The organism is Ruegeria sp. AB6, assembly GCF_056542685.1.
Genome location: NZ_JBQGAD010000002.1, coordinates 571,634 through 594,971, shown reverse-complemented (window position 1 = coordinate 594,971; position 23,338 = coordinate 571,634). Strand labels below are relative to the sequence as shown.

23 protein-coding genes and 1 tRNA gene are annotated in these 23,338 nt (G+C 58.8%); 12 read left to right on the top strand and 12 right to left on the bottom strand.

What is annotated here, in order from left to right; genetic code table 11:
• Positions 1–23: 23 nt before the first annotated feature.
• From ACR0DB_RS07065 to ACR0DB_RS07045, 5 genes are all read right to left on the bottom strand, one after another.
• Positions 24–1,019, bottom strand: coding sequence for a glycosyltransferase family 2 protein (locus ACR0DB_RS07065; protein WP_480549740.1), 996 nt, complete (start codon positions 1,017–1,019; stop codon positions 24–26).
• A gap of 105 nt (positions 1,020–1,124) precedes the next feature.
• Positions 1,125–3,146: a tetratricopeptide repeat protein gene (locus ACR0DB_RS07060; RefSeq protein ID WP_480549738.1), complete on the bottom strand. Its 2,022-nt coding sequence runs from the start codon at positions 3,144–3,146 to the stop codon at positions 1,125–1,127.
• Positions 3,143–4,084 carry a hypothetical protein gene (locus ACR0DB_RS07055; RefSeq protein WP_480549736.1) on the bottom strand — a complete coding sequence of 314 codons (942 nt, stop codon included), beginning with the start codon at positions 4,082–4,084 and terminating at the stop codon, positions 3,143–3,145. The genes ACR0DB_RS07060 and ACR0DB_RS07055 overlap by 4 nt, the downstream gene beginning before the upstream one ends.
• Before the next feature lie 5 nt (positions 4,085–4,089).
• Positions 4,090–5,073, bottom strand: coding sequence for a glycosyltransferase family 2 protein (locus ACR0DB_RS07050; RefSeq protein WP_480549734.1), 984 nt, complete (start codon positions 5,071–5,073; stop codon positions 4,090–4,092).
• A 147-nt stretch (positions 5,074–5,220) separates the two neighbouring features.
• A tRNA-Leu gene (locus tag ACR0DB_RS07045) sits at positions 5,221–5,307 on the bottom strand.
• Positions 5,308–5,448: 141 nt separating this feature from the next.
• On the opposite strand from ACR0DB_RS07045, the gene ACR0DB_RS07040 reads away from it, so the two are divergent.
• Both ACR0DB_RS07040 and lipB read left to right on the top strand, forming a co-directional pair.
• On the top strand, positions 5,449–6,108 hold the full coding sequence (locus tag ACR0DB_RS07040; RefSeq protein WP_480549732.1) for a DsbA family oxidoreductase: 660 nt from the start codon (positions 5,449–5,451) through the stop codon (positions 6,106–6,108).
• Between the two features lie 38 nt (positions 6,109–6,146).
• Positions 6,147–6,803 (top strand): lipoyl(octanoyl) transferase LipB, encoded by a 657-nt coding sequence (lipB, locus tag ACR0DB_RS07035; protein ID WP_480549730.1) that lies wholly within the window; start codon positions 6,147–6,149, stop codon positions 6,801–6,803.
• Between the two features lie 309 nt (positions 6,804–7,112).
• Here lipB and ACR0DB_RS07030 read toward each other — a convergent pair whose 3' ends face one another.
• Positions 7,113–7,532: an HIT family protein gene (locus ACR0DB_RS07030; protein WP_480549728.1), complete on the bottom strand. Its 420-nt coding sequence runs from the start codon at positions 7,530–7,532 to the stop codon at positions 7,113–7,115.
• Between the two features lie 288 nt (positions 7,533–7,820).
• Here ACR0DB_RS07030 and ctaD point away from each other — a divergent pair, with 288 nt between their 5' ends.
• Both ctaD and ACR0DB_RS07020 read left to right on the top strand, forming a co-directional pair.
• Positions 7,821–9,479, top strand: coding sequence for a cytochrome c oxidase subunit I (gene ctaD, locus ACR0DB_RS07025; RefSeq protein WP_170788481.1), 1,659 nt, complete (start codon positions 7,821–7,823; stop codon positions 9,477–9,479).
• A gap of 117 nt (positions 9,480–9,596) precedes the next feature.
• Positions 9,597–10,088: a DUF2244 domain-containing protein gene (locus ACR0DB_RS07020; RefSeq protein ID WP_480549726.1), complete on the top strand. Its 492-nt coding sequence runs from the start codon at positions 9,597–9,599 to the stop codon at positions 10,086–10,088.
• A gap of 26 nt (positions 10,089–10,114) precedes the next feature.
• On the opposite strand, the gene ACR0DB_RS07015 is transcribed toward ACR0DB_RS07020, so the two are convergent.
• A complete protein-coding gene (locus tag ACR0DB_RS07015) occupies positions 10,115–10,597 on the bottom strand; it encodes a GatB/YqeY domain-containing protein (protein WP_480549724.1) in 483 nt (160 codons plus the stop codon).
• Positions 10,598–10,780: 183 nt separating this feature from the next.
• Between ACR0DB_RS07015 and carA the strand changes: the two genes are divergently transcribed.
• Together carA and ACR0DB_RS07005 are read left to right on the top strand one after the other, a co-directional pair.
• Positions 10,781–11,947 (top strand): glutamine-hydrolyzing carbamoyl-phosphate synthase small subunit, encoded by a 1,167-nt coding sequence (gene carA, locus ACR0DB_RS07010; RefSeq protein WP_480549722.1) that lies wholly within the window; start codon positions 10,781–10,783, stop codon positions 11,945–11,947.
• 79 nt (positions 11,948–12,026) lie between these two features.
• Positions 12,027–13,892 (top strand): glycosyltransferase, encoded by a 1,866-nt coding sequence (locus ACR0DB_RS07005; protein ID WP_480549720.1) that lies wholly within the window; start codon positions 12,027–12,029, stop codon positions 13,890–13,892.
• On the opposite strand, the gene ACR0DB_RS07000 is transcribed toward ACR0DB_RS07005, so the two are convergent.
• Positions 13,893–14,540: a GntR family transcriptional regulator gene (locus ACR0DB_RS07000; protein ID WP_170769421.1), complete on the bottom strand. Its 648-nt coding sequence runs from the start codon at positions 14,538–14,540 to the stop codon at positions 13,893–13,895.
• Positions 14,541–14,640: 100 nt separating this feature from the next.
• Between ACR0DB_RS07000 and ACR0DB_RS06995 the strand changes: the two genes are divergently transcribed.
• The 3 genes from ACR0DB_RS06995 to ACR0DB_RS06985 all read left to right on the top strand — a co-directional run bounded on the left by ACR0DB_RS06995 (position 14,641) and on the right by ACR0DB_RS06985 (position 16,891).
• Positions 14,641–15,285: a pyrimidine 5'-nucleotidase gene (locus ACR0DB_RS06995; RefSeq protein ID WP_480549718.1), complete on the top strand. Its 645-nt coding sequence runs from the start codon at positions 14,641–14,643 to the stop codon at positions 15,283–15,285.
• Between the two features lie 87 nt (positions 15,286–15,372).
• Positions 15,373–15,621, top strand: a complete 249-nt coding sequence (locus tag ACR0DB_RS06990; RefSeq protein ID WP_170769419.1) for a hypothetical protein — start codon at positions 15,373–15,375, stop codon at positions 15,619–15,621.
• Between the two features lie 73 nt (positions 15,622–15,694).
• Positions 15,695–16,891: a UbiH/UbiF family hydroxylase gene (locus ACR0DB_RS06985; RefSeq protein WP_480549716.1), complete on the top strand. Its 1,197-nt coding sequence runs from the start codon at positions 15,695–15,697 to the stop codon at positions 16,889–16,891.
• Between the two features lie 7 nt (positions 16,892–16,898).
• Here the strand turns inward: ACR0DB_RS06985 and ACR0DB_RS06980 are convergent, their stop codons facing one another.
• Complete coding sequence (locus ACR0DB_RS06980; protein ID WP_480549714.1) at positions 16,899–18,026, bottom strand: aminotransferase class V-fold PLP-dependent enzyme; 1,128 nt, start codon at positions 18,024–18,026, stop codon at positions 16,899–16,901.
• Between the two features lie 205 nt (positions 18,027–18,231).
• Here ACR0DB_RS06980 and ACR0DB_RS06975 point away from each other — a divergent pair, with 205 nt between their 5' ends.
• A complete protein-coding gene (locus ACR0DB_RS06975) occupies positions 18,232–18,933 on the top strand; it encodes a GntR family transcriptional regulator (protein WP_170769416.1) in 702 nt (233 codons plus the stop codon).
• On the opposite strand, the gene ACR0DB_RS06970 is transcribed toward ACR0DB_RS06975, so the two are convergent.
• Both ACR0DB_RS06970 and ACR0DB_RS06965 read right to left on the bottom strand, forming a co-directional pair.
• Positions 18,934–19,392, bottom strand: coding sequence for an Lrp/AsnC family transcriptional regulator (locus tag ACR0DB_RS06970; protein ID WP_480549712.1), 459 nt, complete (start codon positions 19,390–19,392; stop codon positions 18,934–18,936).
• Positions 19,389–19,844 (bottom strand): Lrp/AsnC family transcriptional regulator, encoded by a 456-nt coding sequence (locus tag ACR0DB_RS06965; RefSeq protein WP_480549710.1) that lies wholly within the window; start codon positions 19,842–19,844, stop codon positions 19,389–19,391. The genes ACR0DB_RS06970 and ACR0DB_RS06965 overlap by 4 nt, the downstream gene beginning before the upstream one ends.
• Before the next feature lie 133 nt (positions 19,845–19,977).
• On the opposite strand from ACR0DB_RS06965, the gene ilvC reads away from it, so the two are divergent.
• Both ilvC and ACR0DB_RS06955 read left to right on the top strand, forming a co-directional pair.
• The gene (gene ilvC / locus ACR0DB_RS06960) at positions 19,978–21,000 is read left to right on the top strand and encodes a ketol-acid reductoisomerase (protein ID WP_170769413.1); all 1,023 of its coding nucleotides are present in this window, start codon (positions 19,978–19,980) and stop codon (positions 20,998–21,000) included.
• A 66-nt stretch (positions 21,001–21,066) separates the two neighbouring features.
• Complete coding sequence (locus ACR0DB_RS06955) at positions 21,067–21,969, top strand: DMT family transporter (RefSeq protein WP_480549708.1); 903 nt, start codon at positions 21,067–21,069, stop codon at positions 21,967–21,969.
• On the opposite strand, the gene glmM is transcribed toward ACR0DB_RS06955, so the two are convergent.
• Positions 21,966–23,309: a phosphoglucosamine mutase gene (gene glmM / locus ACR0DB_RS06950; RefSeq protein ID WP_480549706.1), complete on the bottom strand. Its 1,344-nt coding sequence runs from the start codon at positions 23,307–23,309 to the stop codon at positions 21,966–21,968. The two genes, ACR0DB_RS06955 and glmM, sit on opposite strands and share 4 nt — an antisense overlap.
• Positions 23,310–23,338: the final 29 nt, after the last annotated feature.

Sequence of the window (23,338 nt, the reverse complement as noted above, 5' to 3'; positions counted from 1 at the left end):
CGCCTTACCGCCCAAACCCTGCCTCACGGCTGGCTGACCTCGAACCCCGATGTCATCTGCTGCATCAATTCCCGCATTTCAGGCTGTTCGCGCAGCTGGGCAATGTGCCGGCGATGCAGGTCACAGGATTGGTGATGCAAACGCGCGGTTTCGGGATCGGACAGCATCTCGTAATAGATCGCCCGTTTGCGATCCAGAATGGCATCAATGGATGTGTTCGTCTCGGCGTTCTGGTTCATCATGTTCCAGTATTCCATGCCAAGGCTTTCACCCAAATGATGCGCCCGCCCGCGCATCTTCTTTACCAGATAGCTCTCGCAGGATTTCAGGGCGTAGTGGTTCAGTTGCACCAGATCATACCCCACCGAATCCCGTGCCGAACGCCAGCTCTTGTCATAATACCGATCCGGCATCCGCTGACCCGAGCCGTTATACCAATGGCATTCCTCCATCGTCTCGACCGTCGGGCGCTTGGGCCGGTGCACACCCAGCGCGTCCCAAAGCTCTCGCTGGAACATCGTCTTAAAGCCCCACGCTTGCGGAGGTCGAAAAATCCGCTCGGGCGCGGCCTGCCGAAACTGATCCGACAGAAACCGATCCTCATACCGCTCGACCCCCGCATTGCCGAAAAGCCGCCATGTCATCGAGATGGTCCTGGCCTCGGGGATCGCCTGCGTCAGCGCGCGCAGCGTGTTGTCGCCGGTCTTGACGTTGATATGCTCATCCGCGTCGATCACAATGACCCAGTCCTGCGGGCGCGCAATTTCCATCCGCATGAAAGCGTTATAGGCGCGTTTCTGTGGGCTGGTCCGACGGCGCGAGTTGTTGTCTACATGGGTGACGATCCCACGCTCATCCAACCGCCCCAACAGATCGTCTGTGCCGTCGGTACAATCGTTGGTCATCACGACGATCTGGTCCACGCCTATCGCCCGGTTATGCGCCACCCATTCCAGCACGAAGGGGCCTTCGTTTTTCATAGGGGTAATGCTGATAAAGCGTGGATCCTGATCGGTCATGAAAGACTGCCCTGCTGCTTTCTTGTTGCCCGGAGCTTCGTCGCGGGATCGTTTAGATTTTGCGAACAAACTACGAATTTTTGGCAGGGGCACCAAGCGGAAAACTCACCCATCGCCGCCTGCCCGCTTTAGCTGGTTCGAGAATTTTTTGAAGGTCGGACACAGGTCGCGCGCGCGTTTCAGGTATCTGCGGGCCTGCTGCCGATCTCCGCGCCGCAATAGGATTTGCCCTGCCTCGCCCTGAATTGCGGCGGTATTGTCATCCAGATCCGCCGCTTGAATGATCTGGCTTTGCCCCTGTTCCACTGCGTTGTTGCGTGTCAGAAACTGTCCCATAGCGAAGATCAGGAACGGATTGTCCGGGTCACAGGCCAAAGCCTCCGCCATGGTCAGGCGGGCCTGCGCAATTTCTCCGTCAGCTTCGTACAAATCGCACAGCCTCTTATAAAACAGAGGATTATCCGGACAATCTTTGCAAACTCTTCGGGCTTGATCGATTTCTGTGGTCAGGTTGGTTTCACCCAACCGCAATTGCAGTGCGCCAGATAAACTTCGGTAGCTTGGGCTATTTTCAGGGATTTGTATCAAAGGGGACAGATTTGTCATGTTCAACAGACCATCTTGTAATATCTGCAAACGGTCCCTGTCATTTGGTAACCGACGCGCTTTTTCGTCCACGGACAAAAAAGCCCAATCAAGCAACAACAAATCAAAGTTGCAGGGCCTGCGCGAAATGACTTTCCTTTGCGCGATATGCGCATTGTAGTTGAACCAAGACCGCCTGATAGCTCTTTGCATGGCCCAATCTGCCGGGGGCAATGCGCGATACGCCAATTGATCCCGAAACAACAGGCGCGAGCCAAAAATCGTTATGTCGGGCCGCAGCGGTTTGGCCCAGAAAGCCTGAGAGAATTCTCGGGCAGCGTTCCATCTTTTCTTCTGCCCACCCAAGGTCGCTGCGCGCAAGGCTCTTGCCACCGCGTAGTCTTCTGGCCAGGTGTTTGGATTTTCAAGTACGAGGTCCGCCATTCGCAGGGCATCGCCCCACCGTTGGAGATAGAAAAAATTTATGGCCTGCAACAAGGGCAGGAACGCATTGTCCGCTTCTGTGTCCAATAAGGCGTGGGTTATGTCTGCCGCTTCCTGCGCACGGTCAGCCGAATGCAATGAATACAAATGAAACGTGGCCTTGGCATAAATATGCGCCGCTTCCGAGCCGTTGATAAATCCGCTTGGTCCATTTCGAAGACGCTCGACCACTTTTTCATGAGCCTCAGTTAATTCGCTCTCGGACAGAACCTCACGGAACATTTTGCTTTGTGACCCAGCGATCCGCGATGCTGCCATCGAGAATGCTGAAACTGCTGGCGCAATCACCTGATCGGCCCGCGACATCGTATAAAGCTCAAGAAAGTCCCGCTTGGCTCGGGCCATCCCCGAGACATCGGCGATATCGGACATCTGCAAAAGCTGCGGGAACTTGCTCTGGAACCGGGTGATCAGTTCCGGTTGGTCCGAGAACATGATTGCCGTTTGGCCCTTGGTCTTTTCCAGATGCGCCTCGTACAACTCTTCGGGCTCAATCTTGGCGGGCCATGTGGTGTGCTTCCACGGCTCGCCATTCAGAATGTCGCCACGGCGTATGTGATAGGCTGACACCCCCTGCCCCGAAAGCCGCGCATCAGCCTGCTCCATGACGGCCCGGATATCCACGGCAAATCCGATCTGATAGATGAAGTCCCGATACCGGGGGCGGATGGCTTCGATATCCTCCCATGGGAAAGCAAGGACCTCGAACCCTTCTTCAACCAAGACCGAGCGGCCCGCGGCCAGATGCGCCTGCAACCGATCAGGGGATTTGTCCCCCAGAAACGACCAGACTGGCAAAGCGTCCTGTGTCAAAGCCTCGAACGCGTCCGCATCCAGAAAATGCGTGTCCATCCAGCTTTGGGTGAACAGGTCCGATGGCGTGTCCAACTCGGGGGCATCTGCGCCTTTGGGAAACCAGTTGACCTTATAGTCGGTGCCAAAATCCTCGGCCAAACGAATACAGGTCAGCATCATCAGCAGACGTGCGCCCATGCGATCCTTACGCTGACCGATAAAGACTCCCCGTGTGGCGGTCATGACGCGTCGCTTGCGGCGGCCATCGCGGCGCGGCGAAGCCTTCGAAACCGCTGACGCGCCTGCCGAACCAGCGTGTCGTGGCGGTCGCCCGCCATACCCTCGATCCCGCGCATATACATTGGCAACCGGCGGCGTGCGCGCATCATCCTGTAAAACCCTTCCGGTTCCAGCGTCCCGTCCATCGCGCCCAGCATGACCGGCTTCAGGATATCCAGTTTGCGCAGCATCGGGGCGGCAAAGTGGTTAGAAAACCAGGTTTTTAGCAACAACACGTTGGTGCCCTGCAAACGTTCGACCTGTTTGCGGTCCAGATCGAAGAACGGGTCGTAGAACACATAAGCGCGCTCAGCCACACCCACCGTCTGCGCCGCATCGCTAAGCGGCAGATTCCAATCCTGAACCTGACCAAAGCGATAGCGGGTTTCCCATGGCACCAGACGCTCATCCAACGTGGTCTGCGGGTTAAACGCGATCACATTCGCCCCCGGCACAAGCTGCGAGAAGGTCAGCGCACCGAACCCTCCCATCGAAGCCCCTGCAAACACCACCCTATCAAACCGATCAAAAAAACCCTGGGCGGACTTGTTTTCAAAATAAGACAGGATCTCGGGGTCGCGATACCACGCCTTGGTGCGGGCAAAGACCCCCATATGCGACCAGCCCTCATCGCGAAAGAACTTCCAGCCCCAGGGTTCTCGCGCAAAGGACAGGTCATTTGCGTTGGCGATATTGTCAAAGCTGACAACCAGTTGGGACGCAGACCGCTGATGAAACAGGATCGAGTGGCGGTCGAGTTTTTCCAGAAATCCGGTGCCATCACCGCCGGGGTAAAGCTCCACGAACCACGGCGGAGCGGGATCGGTCAAGATGCGCTCGTACCCGGTCTTGCGATCAGGATGTTCGGGTTGAAGCTGCTCTTTCGAAAGATCGTCTGCCATGGGCGTCACGTCAGGTTGTCTGCCAGCCAAGACCGGAATTCCACCCAATCCGGCCGCATCTTGATCTCGGCGATCTTGGCGCGGTGCCAGTCGCAAGCCGTCGCGTGAAGCGCACCAAGTTCCGTATCTGCTTTCAATTCGTCCAGCAGAGGCGTGGCCCGCCGTGCGGCAGGCAGAATGGATTGGTCCTGCTCTTTGTTGACATTCATGTCCTGCCAGTAGGACTGACCCTGATCCATGCGGATATGGTTGGTCCGACCCCGGTCGCGTTTGATCAGGAATCCGTCCAGCGACCGCACTGAGTAGTGGTGTAGCCGCCCGAATGAATGATCGAACCGACGCCACGCGCGCCAGCCCACCTTTTCAGCCGGAAACAGATTACCACTGGCATCCGACCAGGCGATATCGGCGGCCTCGTCGGGTTCGAACCCTTTGGGGCGATGCGGTCCGAACCGGCGAAACTTACCGTTATTCCTGAACATTGTCTTCAACCCGTAAGCCCGGCCCGAGTGATAGGGGTATTCCTGATCCCCCATCGAAAACGCCTCGGTCACGGGTTTGTCTTCAAAGCTGAGATTGCCCGAGCTGCCAAACAGCTTCCACGCAAACGAGATCGCATCCACCGGCTGCCCCGCCCGTTCTTCCACCTCGGCAATCAGCGAGGGAAAGCTGTTGTCGCCGCAGCGTATGTTCCAGAATTCGTCCACATCGAGACACATCAGCCAATCGGCCTCTTTCACCTTGGGTTGACGGCGCGCGCGTCGCAGCATCTGGTGTTGAGGATTGCCGCCTTCTTTCACTTCGTTGCTGACGTGGGTGGCAAGGCCCAGGGCTTGCAAACGCTGCGCAATCTCGTCGGTGCCATCTTCGCAATCATTGGTGAAGATCACAAAGTGATCCACGCCCAACGACTTATGGAACGCGACCCATTCCAGCATATAGGGGCCTTCGTTCTTCATCGTTGTGAATACGGTAATGGTCTGAGACATTTGCAACTTCCGACTGCTCTTACTCACCGTCATACACGTCCGAACCCGGACGGGCGAGACGTGAATTGCGCGTATCGGAAATCCAAAGCCAAACGAGGCAAAACGACACACACTCAGTGCGTATCTAGTATCAAAAATATGAAGATTTGGTGCGGTCGAGAAGACTCGAACTTCCACGGGTGTTACCCCACAGCGACCTCAACGCTGCGCGTCTACCAATTCCGCCACGACCGCACTGCCTGTGACTTGGTAGAGGCGCGTATAGACGCTGTGCGCGGGGATGTGAAGAGGCAAAAACAAGGGTGGTTTGAATTCCGTTCGGGGCTTCATATCTAAAGCGTCAAATCCAGCCCATCGCCCATGCAGGAGCCCCAAATGACCGAAACCGATACCCGCCCCGTCGTCCAGATCGACATCGTGTCGGACGTTGTGTGTCCATGGTGCATCGTGGGCTTTCGGCAACTGGATCAGGCGCTGCAGTCTCAGAACGTTCTGGCCCGCCTGCGCTGGCATCCGTTCGAGTTGAACCCCAACATGCCGCCCGAAGGACAGAACCTGCGCGAGCATATCATCGAGAAATACGGCTCGACCCCCGAGCAAAGCCAGCAATCGCGGGATCGTCTGGTACAGATCGGGGCGGAACTTGGGTTTCAGTTCAATTTCGAGGATGACAGCCGTATCGTGAACACATTCGCCGCGCATCAGTTGCTGGATTGGGCTGAAACGCAGGGGCGCCAGCATCCGCTGAAAATGGCCTTGTTCCACGCTTATTTCACCGAGCAACAGGATGTCTCGGACGTGAACGTTTTGCAGAACGCGGTCGAGGCCGCTGGTTTGGACGTTCAAGTCGCACGTGCAGCGCTGGCCTCCGGGGATCACATCGCGCCTGTGCGTGAGAAGCAGCAATTCTGGACCAGTCGCGGAATCTCGGGCGTGCCGTCCATGGTGTTTGGTGGCAAGTACCTGCTGACCGGCGCACAAGGGGCCGAAACCTATGCACAGGTCCTGCAGCGCTGCCTGACCGAAGCCGCCTAGCCCCTTTTCCCCAGCCAAACACCATTGTAAGAGGCCCCATGGAATGGAAAATCACTGACGGGCTGACTGACTATCAGGACGCCGTCATCTTTATGGAAGATCGCGTCGCCGCTATTGCTGCGGGCGAGGCCGAGGAATGCGTGTGGCTGCTGGAGCATCCGCCGCTTTACACCGCAGGCACTTCTGCCCGTATCGAGGATCTGGTCGACCCGGATCGATTTCCTGTCCACCAGACCAAACGCGGCGGCGAATACACCTATCACGGCCCCGGTCAGCGCGTGGCCTATGTGATGCTGGACCTGAACAAACGCGGCAAGGATGTTCGTCGCTTTGTTAAGCAACTGGAAAACTGGGTGATTGCGGCACTGGCAGAGTTCAACGTGCGCGGTGAAATCCGCGACGGGCGCGTCGGTGTCTGGGTGCAGCGCGACGACAAACCCCTGACAGCCACAGGTCATCCAGCCGAAGACAAGGTTGCCGCGATCGGGTTACGCCTGCGCAAGTGGGTCAGCTTTCACGGTATCTCAATCAATGTTGAACCTGATCTGGAGCATTTTTCAGGCATCGTGCCCTGCGGTATCTTAGACCATGGCGTTACATCCCTGGTCGATCTTGGCCTGCCTGTGACAATGGCCGATGTGGACACTGCGCTGCAAAAGACCTTTACGGAAATCTTCGCGACCGAACGGGTTTGAGGCGTCAGTATCGAATCGACAGAATTCGCCGCAGGCCTCAACAATCCAAGCACCTCAACCCGTTCTGTTTCCGGGCAAAGCGTTTTTCGAGGGCCAATTCCAGGCCAGTTAAGGAAAATTAACGGTAAAGCCGCTCAATTCGATACACCGCAGCCGCAACCGGGTAAGATGGTTTCACCGTTCTAGAGTGAGTGGTGTGTTCATCCGATCATCGAGGGTCCGCCCTCGGATACGGACAAGTTCTTGGTAACGAGTCTGCCGTTCCGACCCCAAATCGGAACGGCAATTCTTTTTCTCGCTCTGGCCCGATCAGGCCAAAGACGCTTTGATCTTTTCGGCATGTTGGGCGATCAGTTCGAAATCACCCATCGTCCCCGGTGCCCGCACCGAAACGCCTTCATGGCGCGGCAGGACGTGGAAATGCAAATGGAATACCTCCTGCCCGCCAGCGGCCTCGTTGAACTGCTGAACGGTTACTCCGTCTGCATCAAACGCCGCCATCACGGCATGCGACATCTTCTGAACCGTCGCGATCACCGCGGCCAGTTGCTCGGGCGTGGCGTCCAGCAAGTTGCGGCACGGAGTTTTCGGGATCACCAGAAGATGCCCGTCCGAGCGGGGCATGATATCCATGAACGCCAAAGTGTCATCGTCCTCGTAGACGCGGGTCGAGGGGATTTCGCCGCGCAGGATCTTGGCGAAGATGTTGTCGGTGTCATAGGCGGTCATGTCTGGTCTCCGAATGCGGGGTTGCGTTTAGTTCTGAGGCGCGCCCCGGCGCGGGTCAAGCCGCGATTTGCTCCCGATTGCGCGACACTTGAATATTCGCCACCGATGCCCAAATAGCGGCTGTTCATGGTCGAAAAATCGCAGGCGCCTCGGGGACCCGCGACAATTATTCTTGATCCAGATCAAACTCGGCCATTGAAGGTGCCTCTTTCGCATTCTAAAACCAGCAGGAATCCCGCGCGTCGGAGAGGTCCGGCTGCGCGGTCGAATTGCAACAGGAGGCACCTAATGGCAGACGCAGCCATTCATGGTCACGATCATGAAGACGAGCGCAGCTTTTTTCAGCGCTGGTTCATGTCGACCAACCACAAGGACATCGGGATTCTCTACCTGATCTTCTCGGCGCTGGCCGGGTTCATCTCGGTGGCGATGACCGTCTACATGCGGCTCGAACTGATGCACCCCGGTGTGCAGTACATGTGCCTCGAAGGGTTCATGGCCGACCCGTGTACCCCCAACGGACACCTTTGGAACGTTATGATCACCTATCATGGTGTTCTGATGATGTTCTTCGTGGTCATCCCGGCCCTGTTCGGCGGATTTGGCAACTATTTCATGCCGTTGCAGATCGGCGCGCCTGATATGGCGTTCCCGCGGATGAACAACCTGTCCTTCTGGCTGTACGTCGCTGGTACGTCGCTGGGTGTGGCTTCGCTGCTCAGCCCCGGTGGCAATGACCAGCTTGGTTCAGGTGTTGGCTGGGTTCTGTATCCGCCGCTGTCCACGACCGAGGGCGGCATGTCCATGGACCTTGCGATCTTTGCCGTGCACGTATCGGGCGCCTCCTCGATCCTCGGCGCGATCAACATGATCACCACCTTCCTGAACATGCGTGCCCCGGGCATGACCCTGTTCAAGGTGCCGTTGTTCAGCTGGTCGATCTTCGTCACCTCGTGGCTGATTCTGCTGTCGCTGCCGGTTCTGGCGGGCGCGATCACCATGCTTCTGATGGACCGCAACTTTGGCTTCACCTTCTTTGACCCGGCCGGTGGCGGCGATCCGATCCTGTATCAGCACATCCTGTGGTTCTTTGGCCACCCGGAAGTGTATATCGTGATCCTGCCCGGTTTCGGCATCATCAGCCATGTCATCGCCACCTTCTCGCGCAAACCGATCTTCGGCTACCTGCCGATGGTTTGGGCGATCATCGCAATCGGCGTGCTGGGCTTTGTCGTGTGGGCACACCACATGTACACCGTTGGCATGTCGCTGCGCCAGCAAGCCTACTTCATGCTGGCAACGATGGTCATCGCGGTGCCCACGGGCGTTAAGGTCTTTTCGTGGATTGCGACCATGTGGGGCGGTTCCATCGAGTTCAAGACTCCGATGCTGTTCGCCTTCGGCTTCCTGTTCCTGTTCACCGTTGGTGGTGTGACCGGTGTGGTTCTGTCGCAGGCGGGCGTCGACCGCGCCTATCACGACACCTACTATGTGGTTGCGCACTTCCACTATGTGATGAGCTTGGGTGCAGTCTTTGCGATCTTCGCTGGCGTTTACTTCTACTTCTCGAAGATGACGGGCCGTCAGTATTCCGAATTCTGGGGCAAGATCCACTTCTGGATGTTCTTCATCGGCGCAAACCTGACTTTCTTCCCGCAGCACTTCCTGGGCCGTCAGGGCATGCCGCGCCGCTACATCGACTACCCCGAGGCATTCGCTCAGTGGAACTTTGTCTCGTCGATTGGCGCGTTTGTGTCCTTCGCCTCGTTCCTGCTGTTCTTCGGCATCGTGATCTACGCCCTGATGCGCGGCGCGAAAGAGACCCGTCCGAACCCGTGGAACGAATACGCGGATACGCTGGAATGGACCCTGCCCTCGCCGCCGCCCGAGCACACGTTCGAGCAGCTGCCAAAGCAGGAAGACTGGGACAAGGGCCACGCCCACTAATCCCGACCTGAACACAAAAAACCCCGCCCAACTGGCGGGGTTTTTCTTTGCCTCTTAGGCACACAAATTTGCCTTCGATCCAATCGACACCGGCCAGAAAAACGCTAGAATTTCCTTATGCCCTATAGCTGGACCCAAAGATCGGACACGGAACAGGAACTGAGGTTGTGGCCCCATAACTCGCTGCCGCCCCGCTGGGCTGTGCGAGTGGTACTAGCGGTGTTTCTGTTTGGCCTGATCCCGCTTATGGCGGTGCTCGGGTCCCCCCTTTTGTGGGGGCTGCTACCGTTCCTGTTGATCTCGGTCCTTGGACTATGGCTGGCAATACAGGCCAACTACCGCGCCCGCAGTGTGTTCGAGGTTCTGACACTTACCAAGGTGCAAGCCCGGTTGGTGCACCACAACCCAAGGCACGGCAAGCAGGAGTGGAGCTGTAACCGCTATTGGGCCCGCCCCGAAATGCACAAATACGGCGGCCCCGTGCCCAATTATGTCACGCTCATCGGTGACGGGCGCGAGGTTGAGATTGGCGCGTTTCTGACCGAGGAAGAACGGATCGCCCTATATGACGACCTGAATCAAAAACTGCGCGACCCGGTCGCGCAGTAGAGATTGTTCAATCAAAGCTAAGGCGATCAGCCGCCACTTGTAGCGGCACAAAGCTGATCCTTGACCATTGGACCGACCTTGCCGAAATCCATCTGACCGGTATAGCGCGTCTTCAACTCGCCCATGACCTTACCCATATCGCGGATCGAGCCCGCTCCTGTAGCAGTAATCGCGGTCTGGATCGCTTGCGAGACCTCGTCCTCGTCCAACTGCTTGGGCAGGAATTCCTCGATTACCCCGACTTCGCGCAGTTCACGCTCGGCCAGGTCCAGCCGTCCGCCCTCTTCATAGGCGCGAGCGCTTTCCTTGCGCTGCTTGGTCATTTTGCCAAGGATTTCAAGCACCTCAGAATCGCCGCATCCCTTGGCCTCTTCATTGTCCGAAGCGCGCGAGGCGATGTCGCGATCCTTGATCGCAGCGTTGATCAACCGCAGCGTCGACAGACGCTCGGCCTCCTTGTCTTTCATTGCTTGCTTCAGGGCAGAGTTCACCCGTGATCGCATATCCATATGATCTGTCCATCCCCATGGAAAAGGAACCCCGACCATATCGAAACAAAAAGCGTGACACAACAGGGGGCAACAACATCTAAGCTATTGATTTATTTGAATAGCCCAAAAATTGAACAGGCTTGACCCAAACGCGTAACCCCCTTAGGTATGCGCCGGTTTACCTTGCAGGAGAGTCGCGCCATGGCCCAGAACACCCCGTCCAAGCCCACCGCATGTCTGGCATTGGCCGACGGAACCCTGTTCTACGGGATCGGCTTTGGCGCCACCGGCCAAACTGTTGCCGAGCTGTGTTTCAACACCGCCATGACCGGCTATCAAGAGATCATGACCGACCCCTCTTATGCCGGTCAGATCGTAACCTTCACCTTCCCGCATATTGGCAATGTCGGCGTAAACCCCGAGGATGACGAAACCGGCGACCCCGTCGCGGCGGGCATGGTGGTCAAGTGGGACCCGACCGAGCCCTCCAACTGGCGCTCGGCCGAAGAACTGAAGACATGGCTTGCGCGCCGTGGCCGTATTGCCATCGGTGGCGTCGACACCCGCCGCCTAACCCGCGCCATCCGCCAACAAGGCGCACCCCATGTAGCGCTGGCCCATGACCCCGAAGGGAATTTCGACATCGAAGCGTTGGTCGCTGCCGCGCGCGGCTTTGCCGGGTTGGAGGGAATGGATCTGGCCAAGGACGTCACTTGCGCGCAAAGCTATCGCTGGGATGAAATGCGTTGGGCTTGGCCGGACGGGTACACACGCCAGGAAGCACCGGTGCACAAGGTTGTCGCCATCGACTACGGCGCAAAGCGCAACATTCTGCGGTGCCTGGCTTCGTCGGGCTGTGACGTAACCGTCCTCCCTGCCACTGCAACAGCTGCCGAAGTGCTGGCCCATAACCCTGACGGCGTGTTTCTGTCCAACGGCCCCGGCGACCCAGCGGCAACTGGCGAATATGCCGTTCCGATGATCAAAGAAGTTCTGGACACCACCGACCTGCCCGTTTTTGGCATTTGTCTGGGCCACCAGATGCTGGCGCTGGCCCTGGGCGGTCAGACGGTCAAGATGAACCACGGCCATCACGGCGCAAACCACCCCGTCAAGGATCTGGAGACCGGCAAGGTCGAGATCACCTCGATGAACCACGGGTTTGCAGTGGATGCGCAGTCCTTGCCCGAAGGCGTGGTCGAAACCCACCGCTCGCTGTTTGACGGATCGAACTGCGGTATTCGCATGTCCGACCGGCCTGTCTATTCGGTGCAATACCACCCCGAAGCGTCACCCGGCCCGCAGGACAGTTTCTACTTGTTTGAACGTTTCGCTCAGGCGATGGCCGCGCAAAAAACACAGGCATAACACAAGCGAATCAAGATTAACCGCTTGTTAACCTTAATGGATGAACCCTGACACCGGCCAAACGTGTCAGGGTTTTTTCGTGGTTGAACTGAACTTACAACATTTCGCACGCGCCGCGCCCATTCCGACGCGGGTCAGGCGGCCTCTGGGCACGTGTCTGCGCGACCGGGACCTGATCACGCCGGATCAGTTAGAAAAAGCACTGCACCTTCAAGCGCGACAACAGGCACCGCTGGGTGAGATTCTGGTGGCCGAGGGCTGGGTCAGCCGCGACGACGTTTTGCGCGCCTTAGCGGATCAAACCGGATTGCAGGTGGCGAACCTGTCCGAGACACCGGCGCAGGATGGGCTCTGCCAGATCAAACCCGTCGAATTCTGGTTGCAACACAATGTCATCCCCTGGAAACAGAGTGGTCCAATCCTGCTGATTGCCACCGCACGCCCTGACCGTTTCGACGCGATCCGCGATGCGATTCAGGATCAGGATTGCGCCATGGTGCCGGTGCTGTGTTCCTCCGGCGCGATTGACCGGGAAATCGCCCGCATTTACGCGCAGGACCTGGCTGAAAAGGCGGAAACCCGCGTGTCCGAGGATCAAAGCTGCCGGTCCTGGAGCTTGCGGGCCCGCATCGGCCCAACGGTGATGCTGTTGACCCTGATGACTGGCTTTCTGGTCTACCCGACACTGGGGCTATCAGTCCTTGTCGGCGCGGCTGTCGGGTCACTGGTTTTGTTTCTATGCCTTCGGCTGGCCGGGTTGTTGGCCTATTTCAAGCCCGTCCCGCAGTCACCGCGCTTACCGAAGGGCAAGCTGGATCGCCTGCCCTGCGTGTCGATCATGGTGCCCCTCTACAAGGAACGCGAAATCGCGGATGCTCTGATCCGCCGTCTGCACCGCCTGACCTATCCCAAAGCCTTGCTGGACATCATTCTGGTGCTTGAGCAGTCTGACGACGTCACACGCGAAACGCTGTCTCGAGTCGATCTGCCAAGCTGGATCAGAACGATCGAGGTGCCCGCCCTGAACGGCCTGACCACTAAACCCCGAGCGATGAACTATGCGCTGGACTTTTGCCGGGGCGACATTCTAGGCGTCTGGGACGCTGAGGACGCGCCACAACCCGACCAGATCGAGCGGGTCGTGCGCCAGTTTGCGCAGGCTGACGACGATGTGGTCTGTCTGCAAGGTGTCTTGGACTACTACAACCCGCGCACCAACTGGCGCTCGCGCTGCTTTACCATCGAATACAACAGTTGGTTCCGGATCATTCTACAAGGCATCGCGCGCATGGGCCTTGTGGTGCCATTGGGCGGCACGACCTTTTTCTTCCGCCGTGACAAGCTGTTGGAACTGGGCGGCTGGGACGCACACAATGTCACCGAGGATGCCGACCTTGGTGTCCGCCTCAGCCGCGCCGGGTACCGGACCGAGATGGTCGACACCACAACCTTCGAAGAGGCCAATTTCCACGCCTGGCCATGGGTGAAGCAACGTTCGCGCTGGCTCAAGGGGTTCATGGTCACATATCTTGTCCATATGCGCTCGCCCCTGCGCCTGCTGGCCGAACTGGGCCCGCTGCGATTTCTGGGCGTGCAAGCGTTTTTCCTCGGCACGGTCGGGCAGTTCTTGCTGGCCCCTGCCTTGTGGCTGTTCTGGCTTACAACCCTGGGCCTGACCAGCCCGCTGGATCAGGTCATGCCCGGCGACATCCAGATAGGTCTGATTTACCTGTTCATCGCAGCCGAGATCATCAACCTGATTACCGGAATGCTCGCCGTCGCCGCGCGTGAGAGGCGGTTTCTAATGCCCTGGGTCCCGACCATGCCACTATATTTCCCTTTGGGCGTTCTGGCGGCATATAAGGCGCTGTGGGAACTGGTGATCAATCCATTCTTCTGGGACAAGACCCAGCATGGTCAGGCCTATGAAGAAACCGCGCCCTGATCAGGATTCGCGCCGAACAGCATCCTGTTTCAGCCGTGTCATGAAGGCGACCGAGATATGCTCCTTCAACGCGCGAGCCGCGGCCTCTTCATCGCGCGTAGCGATGGCGTCGACGATGCTCTTGTGTTCGTTCTGAGCGATCTCTCCCCGTCCCTGCACAGCCAGCGAGGTGGTCGCCATCAGCGCCATGGTGCGGTGCACAAGGTCCAGTTGCTGCACCAGATAGCGATTGTGCGAGGCCAGATGGATCTGTTCGTGAAAACGTCGATTGGCACGCGACAGAGCGGTCGGGTCATCGACCAGCGCATCGTCAGCGGCAACCATATCCTGCAGCACCTTGATCTCTTCCTCGGTGGCGTGTTTTGCCGCCAGACTGGCTGCCAGCCCCTCCAACTCGCGCCGTACCACGTACAGCTCGGCCATCTGGTTGTGGTCCAGCGAGGCCACAATCAGAGACCGCCCGTCCCGCTCAAGCAGCGATTGCGTCTCAAGTCGTTGCAACGCCTCGCGGATGGGCGTGCGAGATACGCCGAAACGCTCTGCCAGCTCGCTTTCGACCAAACGGTCGCCGGGTTTATACACACCCACGTCTATCGCTTCGAGTATCAGGCTGTAGGCGTCCCTGTTGGACTGTTTGGACTGGGGCATGGGGTGGTTCGTCTCCTCGTTCGAACCTGTCTATCCGTCACCGCCCCTTCGGATCAAGTGTGGCATTGAAAACCGCTGGCGCGCAGCCTAAACCAAGCCCATGGTCAAACCCGCCTTTTCTCACGTCACCCAATGGGTGTTCGATCTGGATAACACCCTCTACCCGCCCCATATGCGCCTGTTCGATCAGATCGAGGTGCTGATGACCGACTACGTGGTGCAGGCCATCGGCGTCGACCGGGCCGAGGCGGATCGGCTGCGCGGCCATTACTGGCGCGAATACGGCACCACGCTGGCCGGTCTGATGGCCGAGCATGATCTGGACCCCGATCCCTATCTGCACGCGGTTCACCAGGTCGACATGAGCCATATGGACCCCGACGCGGAACTGGCCGACCACATCCGTTCTCTGCCCGGCCGCCGTATCGTCTATACCAATGGTAGCGCGCCCTATGCCGAGCGGGTTCTGGCGGCACGCGGTCTGAGCGGGCTGTTTGATGCGATCTATGGGATCGAACATGCGGGCTATCGACCAAAGCCCCAGAAAGCTGCGTTCGAGGCAATCTTTGCCAAGGACGGGATCGACGCCAAACAAGCCGCCATGTTCGAAGATGACCCGCGCAATCTGGCCGCTCCGCATGCGATGGGAATGCGCACCGTCCACGTCGCGCCCGAGCCGCATGAGGCCGATCACATCCATCATCACACCGACGACCTGACCGCGTTTCTGGCCCACCTGCGATAGGCTGTCACACTGCGACCATCTGTGTATTTCGCGGGTGCAGCATCGCCCCTATATGCGCCTCAGCGACGAACAGAATCGGAGAAACCCATGAGCGCGATCGAGGTCCCTCGGCGCCTGCCCATCTGGCAGCGCCTGTTGTTTGCAATCCCCCTGTTTGGCTGGATGGCCAAGGACGTGGCCCAGAGCGACGGTGAGGATTGGGGTTATACGGCCCTGGCGATCTTCAGCATGTGGGGGTGTTCAATCTTGTTGTTCGGCCTGCCGGGCCTGTACATCCCCGCCGTGATGATGGTGCCGGTGATGTTCCTGATCCTCATCCTGATTTCACGCGGGTAAGGCACGGGACAGGATGTCACTTGGCACCCCGCACGGAACCGCACTAGGTTCTGCCCAAACGGAGGCCAAGCCCATGACAGATAGCTGTGACATCCTGATTTCCGGCGGTGGAATCGCCGGGTTGACCGCTGCGGCGGCTTTCGGAACAGCCGGGTTCGACGTGATCTGCGTTGACCCCACCCCTCCGGTGACGGAACGCGACGTGGACGGGTCCGACATGCGGACCACGGCCTTCCTGCAACCGGCGCACGGGCTTTTGGATCAATGCGGGCTGTGGGCGCGACTGGATGCCCATGCCGCCCCGCTGCAGATCATGCGCATCGTGGACGCGGGCGGAGATGTGCCCGAACCCCGCGTCGTGCGTGATTTCAACGCCGCCGATATCTCGGACCAGCCCTTCGGGTGGAACCTGCCCAACTGGCTGTTGCGGCGCGAGATGGTGGCGCGTTTGGCCGAACTGCCCAACGTGGATTTCCGCCCCGGCACCGGCACGGTCAGCCTGTTCACTCGCACCAATGAAGCGCGCGTGAGCCTGAGCGACAGCAGCCGCGTCCGCTGCAAGCTGGTCGTGGCCGCGGACGGGCGCAATTCGCCCATGCGCGAGGCGGCGGGCATCCAGACCCACACCACGCGCTACGGCCAAAAGGCTCTGGCCTTTGCCGTCACGCATCCGATCCCGCACGAAAACGTCTCGACCGAAATCCACCGTTCAGGCGGGCCGTTCACACTGGTTCCCCTGCCCGACTGGCAGGGTCAGCCTTCGTCGGCGATTGTGTGGATGGAGCGTGGGCCGCGTGCAGTTGAATTGCTGAACACTGAACCCGACGCGTTCGAGGCGCTGATGACCGAACGGTCCTGCGGGTTGTTCGGGCCGCTGAAACTGGCCTCGCGCCGGACGATCTGGCCGATCATCAGCCAATCGGCCGAGCGCCTGTCAGGCGAGCGTATCGCCCTGATGGCCGAGGCCGCCCATGTGGTTCCGCCCATCGGCGCACAGGGGCTGAACATGTCCTTGGGCGATCTGCGCAGCCTTCTAGACCTTGCGCAAGCCCGCCCCGAGGGGCTGGGCGACGCGCAGATGTTGGACACCTATCACAAGTCCCGCCACACCGAGATCGAGATGCGCGTGAAGGGAATCGACCTGCTGAACCGCGCCTCGATGATCGAGGCACGGCCGCTTCGCGACGCACGGGCGATGGGGCTGAATGCGCTCTATTCCTTACCGCCGGTACGTAGAACGCTGATGCAAATGGGTCTGGGCGTGCGCTGACCCGCGCCTAGATCACCTGATCCAGCACGCGCTTCAGACGCGCAATCGTGCCATCCACATCATAAAGCTTGTCCAACCCGAACAGGCCCAGGCGGAAAGTGCTGAACCCTTCGGGCTCATCGCATTGCAGCGGCACACCTGCGGCGATCTGCATGCCCAAAGCTGCAAATTTCTTGCCGTTCTGCACTTCGGGGTCGCCCGTGTAGCTGACAACAACGCCCGGCGCGCCGAACCCATCAGCCGCGACCGAGACAACGCCCTTGTCCTTCAGCATCGCGCGGACGCCATTGCCCAACGCCCACTGCGCGTCGCGCAGTTTTTCAAATCCATAGTCTCGGGTTTCCGCCATCGTGTCCCGGAAATCCTTCAGCGAATCCGTCGGCATCGTCGCGTGATAGGCGTGACCGCCGCCCTCATAGGCCTGCATGATCTGCCGCCACTTTTTCAGATCCACGGCGAAACTGTCCGACGTGGTTTCCTCAAGCCGCGCCTCGGCCCGTTCGGATAGCATCACCAGACCCGCGCAAGGCGTTGCGCTCCACCCTTTCTGCGGGGCCGAGATCAGGACGTCCACGCCTGTCGCCTTCATGTCGACCCAAGCACAGCCCGACGCAATACAATCCAGCACCATCAGCGCGCCGACTTCATAAGCGGCCTCCGCCATCGCCGTTATGTAGTCGTCCGGCAAAATGACCCCCGCCGATGTTTCCACATGTGGGGCAAAAACCACATCCGGACGCTGGTCACGAATGGTCGCCACGACCTCGTCAATTGGTGCAGGTGCGAAAGGAGACGGGCTTGAGTTCCCGGTCTGCCGCGCCTTGAGCACAGTGGCCGAAGCCGTCAAGCCGCCAGTCTCGATGATCTGGCTCCAGCGATACGAGAACCAACCGTTGCGCACGACCACCACGTTTGCGTTGCTGGCAAATTGCCGCGCCACGGCCTCCATGCCGTAGGTGCCGCCGCCGGGGATGACCGCCACGCCATCCGCTTTGTAGACGTCCCGCAACATATCGGAGATGTCGCGCATGACCTGCTGAAACTGTGCGGACATGTGGTTCAGAGATCGGTCAGTGAACACCACCGAAAACTCCTCAAGCCCATTGGGATCAACAGTATCCAAGAGCGCTGGCATATTTTGTCCTTTCGATTTTCACGCGACCACCTGAGGGTCAGTCCCGGCTATTGACCCCACGGAAGATGGTAACTTCAACAAAAAAATTACTTTTTTCTCTTTCAATCGGGCACTAAATGACGCCAAACAGTGTCAGCCGCCCTTTACACCCTGACGTGTTTCTGACCAGATACGCACACTTTGAAGCAGAAAGGTATTTCTAATCGTGACGGCGCAAAAGCGGATCAGTTTTCAGGTTGTACGTGACGAAGTAAAGCGGCGTATCGAAACCCGTATCTGGCCACAGGGGTCGCTGCTACCAACGGAAACGCAATTGGCCGAGGAGTTCAATTGCGCGCGGGCGACGGTGAACCGGGCGCTGCGTGAATTGGCAGATCAGGGTTTTGTCGAACGCAAACGCAAAAGCGGCACGCGCGTAAAAAAAGAGCCGAGCAAACATGCTAAGCTGGAGTTTTCGCTGGCGCGTCAGTCGGTTGAAAGCCAGAACTCAACCTATCGATACGCTCTTGTCGAACGGAATGTGGTCCCCAGCCCGGGTTGGTTGGCATCGCAGCTTAGCGTATCGCCTGATGTAAAGGTTCTGCACGTCATCTGTATGCACTACGCTGACAACCGGCCTTTTCAGCTTGAAGAACGCTGGATCAATATCGACGCCGTCCCCGAGGTCGAGCACGCCAATCTGAACGATCACGGCCCGCATGAATGGCTGCTGAACGCCGCCCCCTTTACCGAGGCAGAGGTGGCGTTCTGCGCGATTTCTGCTGATGGACGGCTGGCAGAATTCATGGGCACGACGGCGGGGACCTCGATGATTCAGCTTGAGCGGACGACATGGAAAGATGGTCAACCCATGACATTTGCCCGGATGACGCACCATCCCGGCTATTGCATCAGAACCAAATACTGACTAGCCGATCGGCCCCGGCAAGCGTTCTTCACTGAGCAAAACATTGGCCTCGACATCGCCTGCACCGGGGAGGGTCATGATCCGACGGCGCAGCACCCGTTCGAAATCGGCCAGATCGCGCGCCACGACGCGCAGACGGTAGTCATATAGTCCCAGAACATGCTCGACCGTCTGAACCTCGGGGATGGCGCTGACGGCACGTTCGAAATCCTCCAGGCTGATCTGACCCTTGCGGGCCAGTTTGACGCCCAGAAACACCGTAACTCCAAACCCAAGCGCCTCGGCGTTCAGGCGCAGGCGCCGGCCTTTGATAACCCCTGCGTCTTCCAGACGACGGATGCGCCTCCATGTGGCGGGTTGGGACAGGCCCAGTTTGCGTCCCAGCGCCCCGGCGCTTTGGGATGCGTCCTGCACAAGAGCACGCAGAATTTTGCGGTCGATTTCGTCCAACTCGTTCATACCGGCAGCACCACGTCGCTTTTGACCCGCGCGATATGCATCAACGCCTCAATATCCGCGATATGGGGCAAGGTCAGGATCTGATCGCGGTAGAGCTGCTGATAGTGCGACATATCCCGCGCCAACACGGACAGGCGTACATCGACACGACCCAAAAAGGTTTGGATCTCGATCACTTCGGCCACCTGTCGCGCGGCTGCGGTGAATTCGTCAAACGCACGGGGCTGGGTCTTGTCCAAAGTCACGCGCAACGAGACCTCGACAGCATAGCCCAAAGCCGACCAGTCTATGACGACCTCCTGCCCTTCAATAATACCGGCCTCCTGCATTTTTTCGATCCTGCGCCAGCACAGGCTGGTGCTGATGCGCGCGCGTTCCGCCAATTCGGCGGTCGAGAGGCTGGGATCGGCCTGAAAATGGCGCAGCAATCTGCGATCGACGTCATCTAGCATGATTTTTTCACCGAAAAGCTAAATTGAGAATAAATTATCACGGTTGCTGGAATAATTCAAGGAAAACACCATCGCCTTCCCCAGCATGAGCCAGTAGAACAATCCTCAATCGAAAACAGAAAGGACCGGCGATATGCGCGTCTACTACGATCGCGATTGCGACATCAACCTGATCAAAGACAAGAAAGTGGCAATCCTGGGCTATGGCTCGCAAGGTCACGCCCACGCGCTGAACCTGCGCGACTCGGGTGCGAAGAACCTTGTTGTGGCGCTGCGCGAAGGCTCGGCCTCGGCCAAGAAAGCCGAAGCCGAAGGTCTGACCGTAATGGGTATCGCCGAAGCCGCCGCCTGGTGTGACCTGATCATGTTTACCATGCCCGATGAACTGCAGGCCGAAACCTACAAGAAATACGTGCATGACAACATCAAGCCCGGCGCGGCCATCGCGTTTGCCCACGGCCTGAACGTCCACTTTGGCCTGATTGAGCCGAAAGAAGGCGTCGACGTCATTATGATGGCCCCCAAAGGCCCCGGCCACACCGTGCGCGGCGAATACGTCAAAGGCGGCGGCGTGCCCTGTCTGGTGGCCGTCGACAAGGACGAAACCGGCAAGGCGCTGGAAATCGGTCTGTCCTATTGCTCGGCCATCGGTGGCGGTCGTTCGGGCATCATCGAGACCAACTTCCGCGAAGAGTGTGAAACCGACCTGTTCGGCGAGCAGGCCGTTCTGTGCGGCGGTCTGGTTGAGCTGATCCGCTGCGGCTTTGAAACACTGGTCGAAGCCGGTTATGCGCCCGAAATGGCCTATTTCGAGTGTCTGCACGAAGTGAAGCTGATCGTGGACCTGATCTACGAAGGCGGCATCGCGAACATGGACTACTCAATCTCGAACACGGCTGAGTACGGCCAGTACGTCACCGGCCCGCGCATTCTGAAATACGACGAGACCAAAGCGCGTATGAAAGAGGTTCTGAGTGACATTCAGCAGGGCAAGTTCGTCCGTGACTTCATGCTGGAAAACGCAGTTGGCCAGCCGACCATCAAAGCGTCGCGCCGCGCCAATGACGAGCACATGATCGAGGAAACCGGTGCCAAGCTGCGCGCCATGATGCCCTGGATATCGGCCGGAAAAATGGTCGACAAAGAAAAGAACTGATCCCGTCTGGATCACGCGAAAGGGCGGCCTTCGGGTCGCCTTTTTTGTCCCCATCGGAGCCTCGCCATGGTCGATCAACCCACATCTCGCGACTGGAGCGGCGTCATCGCCCTGGGCCTTATCTGGGGCGGCACATTCATGGTCGTAGCTATGGCGTTGGAAGGGTATGGCCCGGTCACGGTTGCAACCGCGCGGACCACCTTGGGGGCGCTGACCTTGCTGGGAATGATGGCCGTGACCGGTCGCAAATTGCCTGCGGGCGATGCCAAGCTGTGGTCCTTCATTGCCATCATCGGCCTACTATCGACCGCGTTGCCCTTTCTGTTGCTGAGCTGGGGGCAGCAATATGTGCCTTCGGCCTTTGCGGGGCTGTCGATGGCAGCGATTCCACTAATGGTACTACCGCTGGCACATTTCTTCTCGGACGAGCCGTTGAATCTACGCAGATTTCTGGGCGTATCGCTGGGTTTTTCTGGGGCATTGGTGCTGATCGGCCCAGGTCTAACGCAGATCGGACAAGGCACGGAACCGCTGGCGCAACTGGCCTGTATCGGAGCGGCTCTCTGTTATTCCTGCGCATCGATCTTCACCCGACGTTGCCCACCGATTGATCCGGTCGCGTTGGCGGCATTGTCGCTGATGGTGGGGGCGGTTCTGTTGCTGCCCGTCATGCTGCTGACCGAGGGCATCCCGCAGTGGCAGGGCATGCGACCCGGTCTGGCAATCATTGCGCTTGGCCTTTTACCCACCGCCTTCGCCACCCTATTGCGCGTGTCCATCATCCGCAGCGCGGGGTCGGTATTCCTGACGCTGGTCAACTATCAGGTGCCCATCTGGTCGATGGTCTTTGGCGCATGGATTCTGTCCGAGGCGTTGCCGCTGAGGTTCTTCATCGCGCTGGCCATGATCCTGACCGGTTTAGCGATCAGCCAGTGGTTCAGCCTGCGTCGTATGCTGATTGGGCGTTAACCGGCGACAGCCTCGACCTCGGCGACGATGCCATCAACGACTTGGGTCAACAGCACATCGTCCTCGCATTCGGCCATGACGCGGATCAGTGGCTCGGTCCCCGATTTGCGGATCAGCAAGCGCCCCTGCCCGTTCAGACGCGCCTCGGCATCGGCGATGGCCGCTTTGACGTTCGCAGTATCAAGCGGCGTTTGACCTTCGCCGTATCGCACATTCTTAAGTAATTGCGGTACGGTTTCAAACTGCACCGCCAGTTCCGAGGCTTTGCGGCCCGAATGCACCATCTCGGCCAGAAAATGCAGCCCCGCCATCAACCCGTCACCAGTGGTGGCATAGTCGCTCATGACGATATGACCAGATTGTTCGCCGCCCAGATTAAACCCGCCTTCGCGCATCCGTTCGACGACATAGCGGTCTCCAACCGCCGTCCGTTCCAACCGCAACCCAAGCGCGTTCAAATGCCGTTCCAACCCCAGATTGGACATAACTGTCGCCACCAAAGCACCGCCTTTAAGGCGGTCAGCCTCGGCCCAGCTCCCGGCCAGCAGAGCCATCAACTGGTCGCCATCCGCAACCTGCCCGTGTTCATCGACCATAACGACCCGATCCGCATCGCCATCCAGACAGATGCCTACATCGGCACCATGGGCCACAACCGTCTCAGCCGCGAGTTGAGGTTTGGTCGAGCCGCAATTCAAGTTGATGTTTTTACCGTTTGGCGTGACGCCAACCGGGATGACCTCGGCCCCCAACTCCCAAAGAACCTCGGGCGCGGTGCGGTGGGCGGCCCCGTTGGCGCAATCAACCACCACCTTCAACCCATCCAGCCGAAGATCGCGCGACAGCGAGGATTTGACCCGCTCACCATAACGGAACCGCGCATCGTCCACCCGGCGTGCGCGGCCAATATTTTGCGCTTGCGCGGGTTTGACACCCTCTTCGATCAGACGCTCGATCTCAATCTCAGCCTGATCCGATAGTTTGAACCCGTCCGGGCCAAAGAACTTGATGCCGTTATCCTCGGCCGGGTTATGGCTGGCCGAGATCATCACGCCCAGATCCGCCCGCATGGACCGCGTCATCAATCCAACCGCGGGCGTGGGCACCGGCCCCAGCAACAGCACGTTCATCCCGGTCGAGGTCAGCCCCGCCGTCAGCGCGTTTTCCAACATGTAACCGGACAGGCGCGTATCTTTACCAATGACCACGCGGTGCGCACCGGATTGATCGCGGCGGAAATACCGGCCTACGGCCGCTCCCATGCGCAGGGCCATCTCAGCCGTGATCGGATGGGTATTGGCAGTGCCCCGCACCCCGTCGGTTCCGAACAGCTTGCGCATTGGTCTCTCTCCGTCGTTTCTTGCCTGCG

Coding starts and splice junctions, on each gene's coding strand:
- ACR0DB_RS07060 (WP_480549738.1), bottom strand. CDS start 3,146: ATGACCGCCACACGGGGAGTCTTTATCGGTCAGCGTAAGGATCGCATG.
- ACR0DB_RS06985 (WP_480549716.1), top strand. CDS start 15,695: ATGACAGATAGCTGTGACATCCTGATTTCCGGCGGTGGAATCGCCGGG.
- ACR0DB_RS06990 (WP_170769419.1), top strand. CDS start 15,373: ATGAGCGCGATCGAGGTCCCTCGGCGCCTGCCCATCTGGCAGCGCCTG.
- ACR0DB_RS07030 (WP_480549728.1), bottom strand. CDS start 7,532: ATGACCGCCTATGACACCGACAACATCTTCGCCAAGATCCTGCGCGGC.
- ctaD (WP_170788481.1), top strand. CDS start 7,821: ATGGCAGACGCAGCCATTCATGGTCACGATCATGAAGACGAGCGCAGC.
- ACR0DB_RS07065 (WP_480549740.1), bottom strand. CDS start 1,019: ATGACCGATCAGGATCCACGCTTTATCAGCATTACCCCTATGAAAAAC.
- ACR0DB_RS07040 (WP_480549732.1), top strand. CDS start 5,449: ATGACCGAAACCGATACCCGCCCCGTCGTCCAGATCGACATCGTGTCG.
- ACR0DB_RS06980 (WP_480549714.1), bottom strand. CDS start 18,026: ATGCCAGCGCTCTTGGATACTGTTGATCCCAATGGGCTTGAGGAGTTT.
- ACR0DB_RS07020 (WP_480549726.1), top strand. CDS start 9,597: ATGCCCTATAGCTGGACCCAAAGATCGGACACGGAACAGGAACTGAGG.
- glmM (WP_480549706.1), bottom strand. CDS start 23,309: ATGCGCAAGCTGTTCGGAACCGACGGGGTGCGGGGCACTGCCAATACC.
- carA (WP_480549722.1), top strand. CDS start 10,781: ATGGCCCAGAACACCCCGTCCAAGCCCACCGCATGTCTGGCATTGGCC.
- lipB (WP_480549730.1), top strand. CDS start 6,147: ATGGAATGGAAAATCACTGACGGGCTGACTGACTATCAGGACGCCGTC.
- ACR0DB_RS06970 (WP_480549712.1), bottom strand. CDS start 19,392: ATGAACGAGTTGGACGAAATCGACCGCAAAATTCTGCGTGCTCTTGTG.
- ACR0DB_RS07050 (WP_480549734.1), bottom strand. CDS start 5,073: ATGTCTCAGACCATTACCGTATTCACAACGATGAAGAACGAAGGCCCC.
- ACR0DB_RS06955 (WP_480549708.1), top strand. CDS start 21,067: ATGGTCGATCAACCCACATCTCGCGACTGGAGCGGCGTCATCGCCCTG.
- ACR0DB_RS07000 (WP_170769421.1), bottom strand. CDS start 14,540: ATGCCCCAGTCCAAACAGTCCAACAGGGACGCCTACAGCCTGATACTC.
- ACR0DB_RS07015 (WP_480549724.1), bottom strand. CDS start 10,597: ATGGATATGCGATCACGGGTGAACTCTGCCCTGAAGCAAGCAATGAAA.
- ACR0DB_RS06965 (WP_480549710.1), bottom strand. CDS start 19,844: ATGCTAGATGACGTCGATCGCAGATTGCTGCGCCATTTTCAGGCCGAT.
- ACR0DB_RS07055 (WP_480549736.1), bottom strand. CDS start 4,084: ATGGCAGACGATCTTTCGAAAGAGCAGCTTCAACCCGAACATCCTGAT.
- ilvC (WP_170769413.1), top strand. CDS start 19,978: ATGCGCGTCTACTACGATCGCGATTGCGACATCAACCTGATCAAAGAC.
- ACR0DB_RS06995 (WP_480549718.1), top strand. CDS start 14,641: ATGGTCAAACCCGCCTTTTCTCACGTCACCCAATGGGTGTTCGATCTG.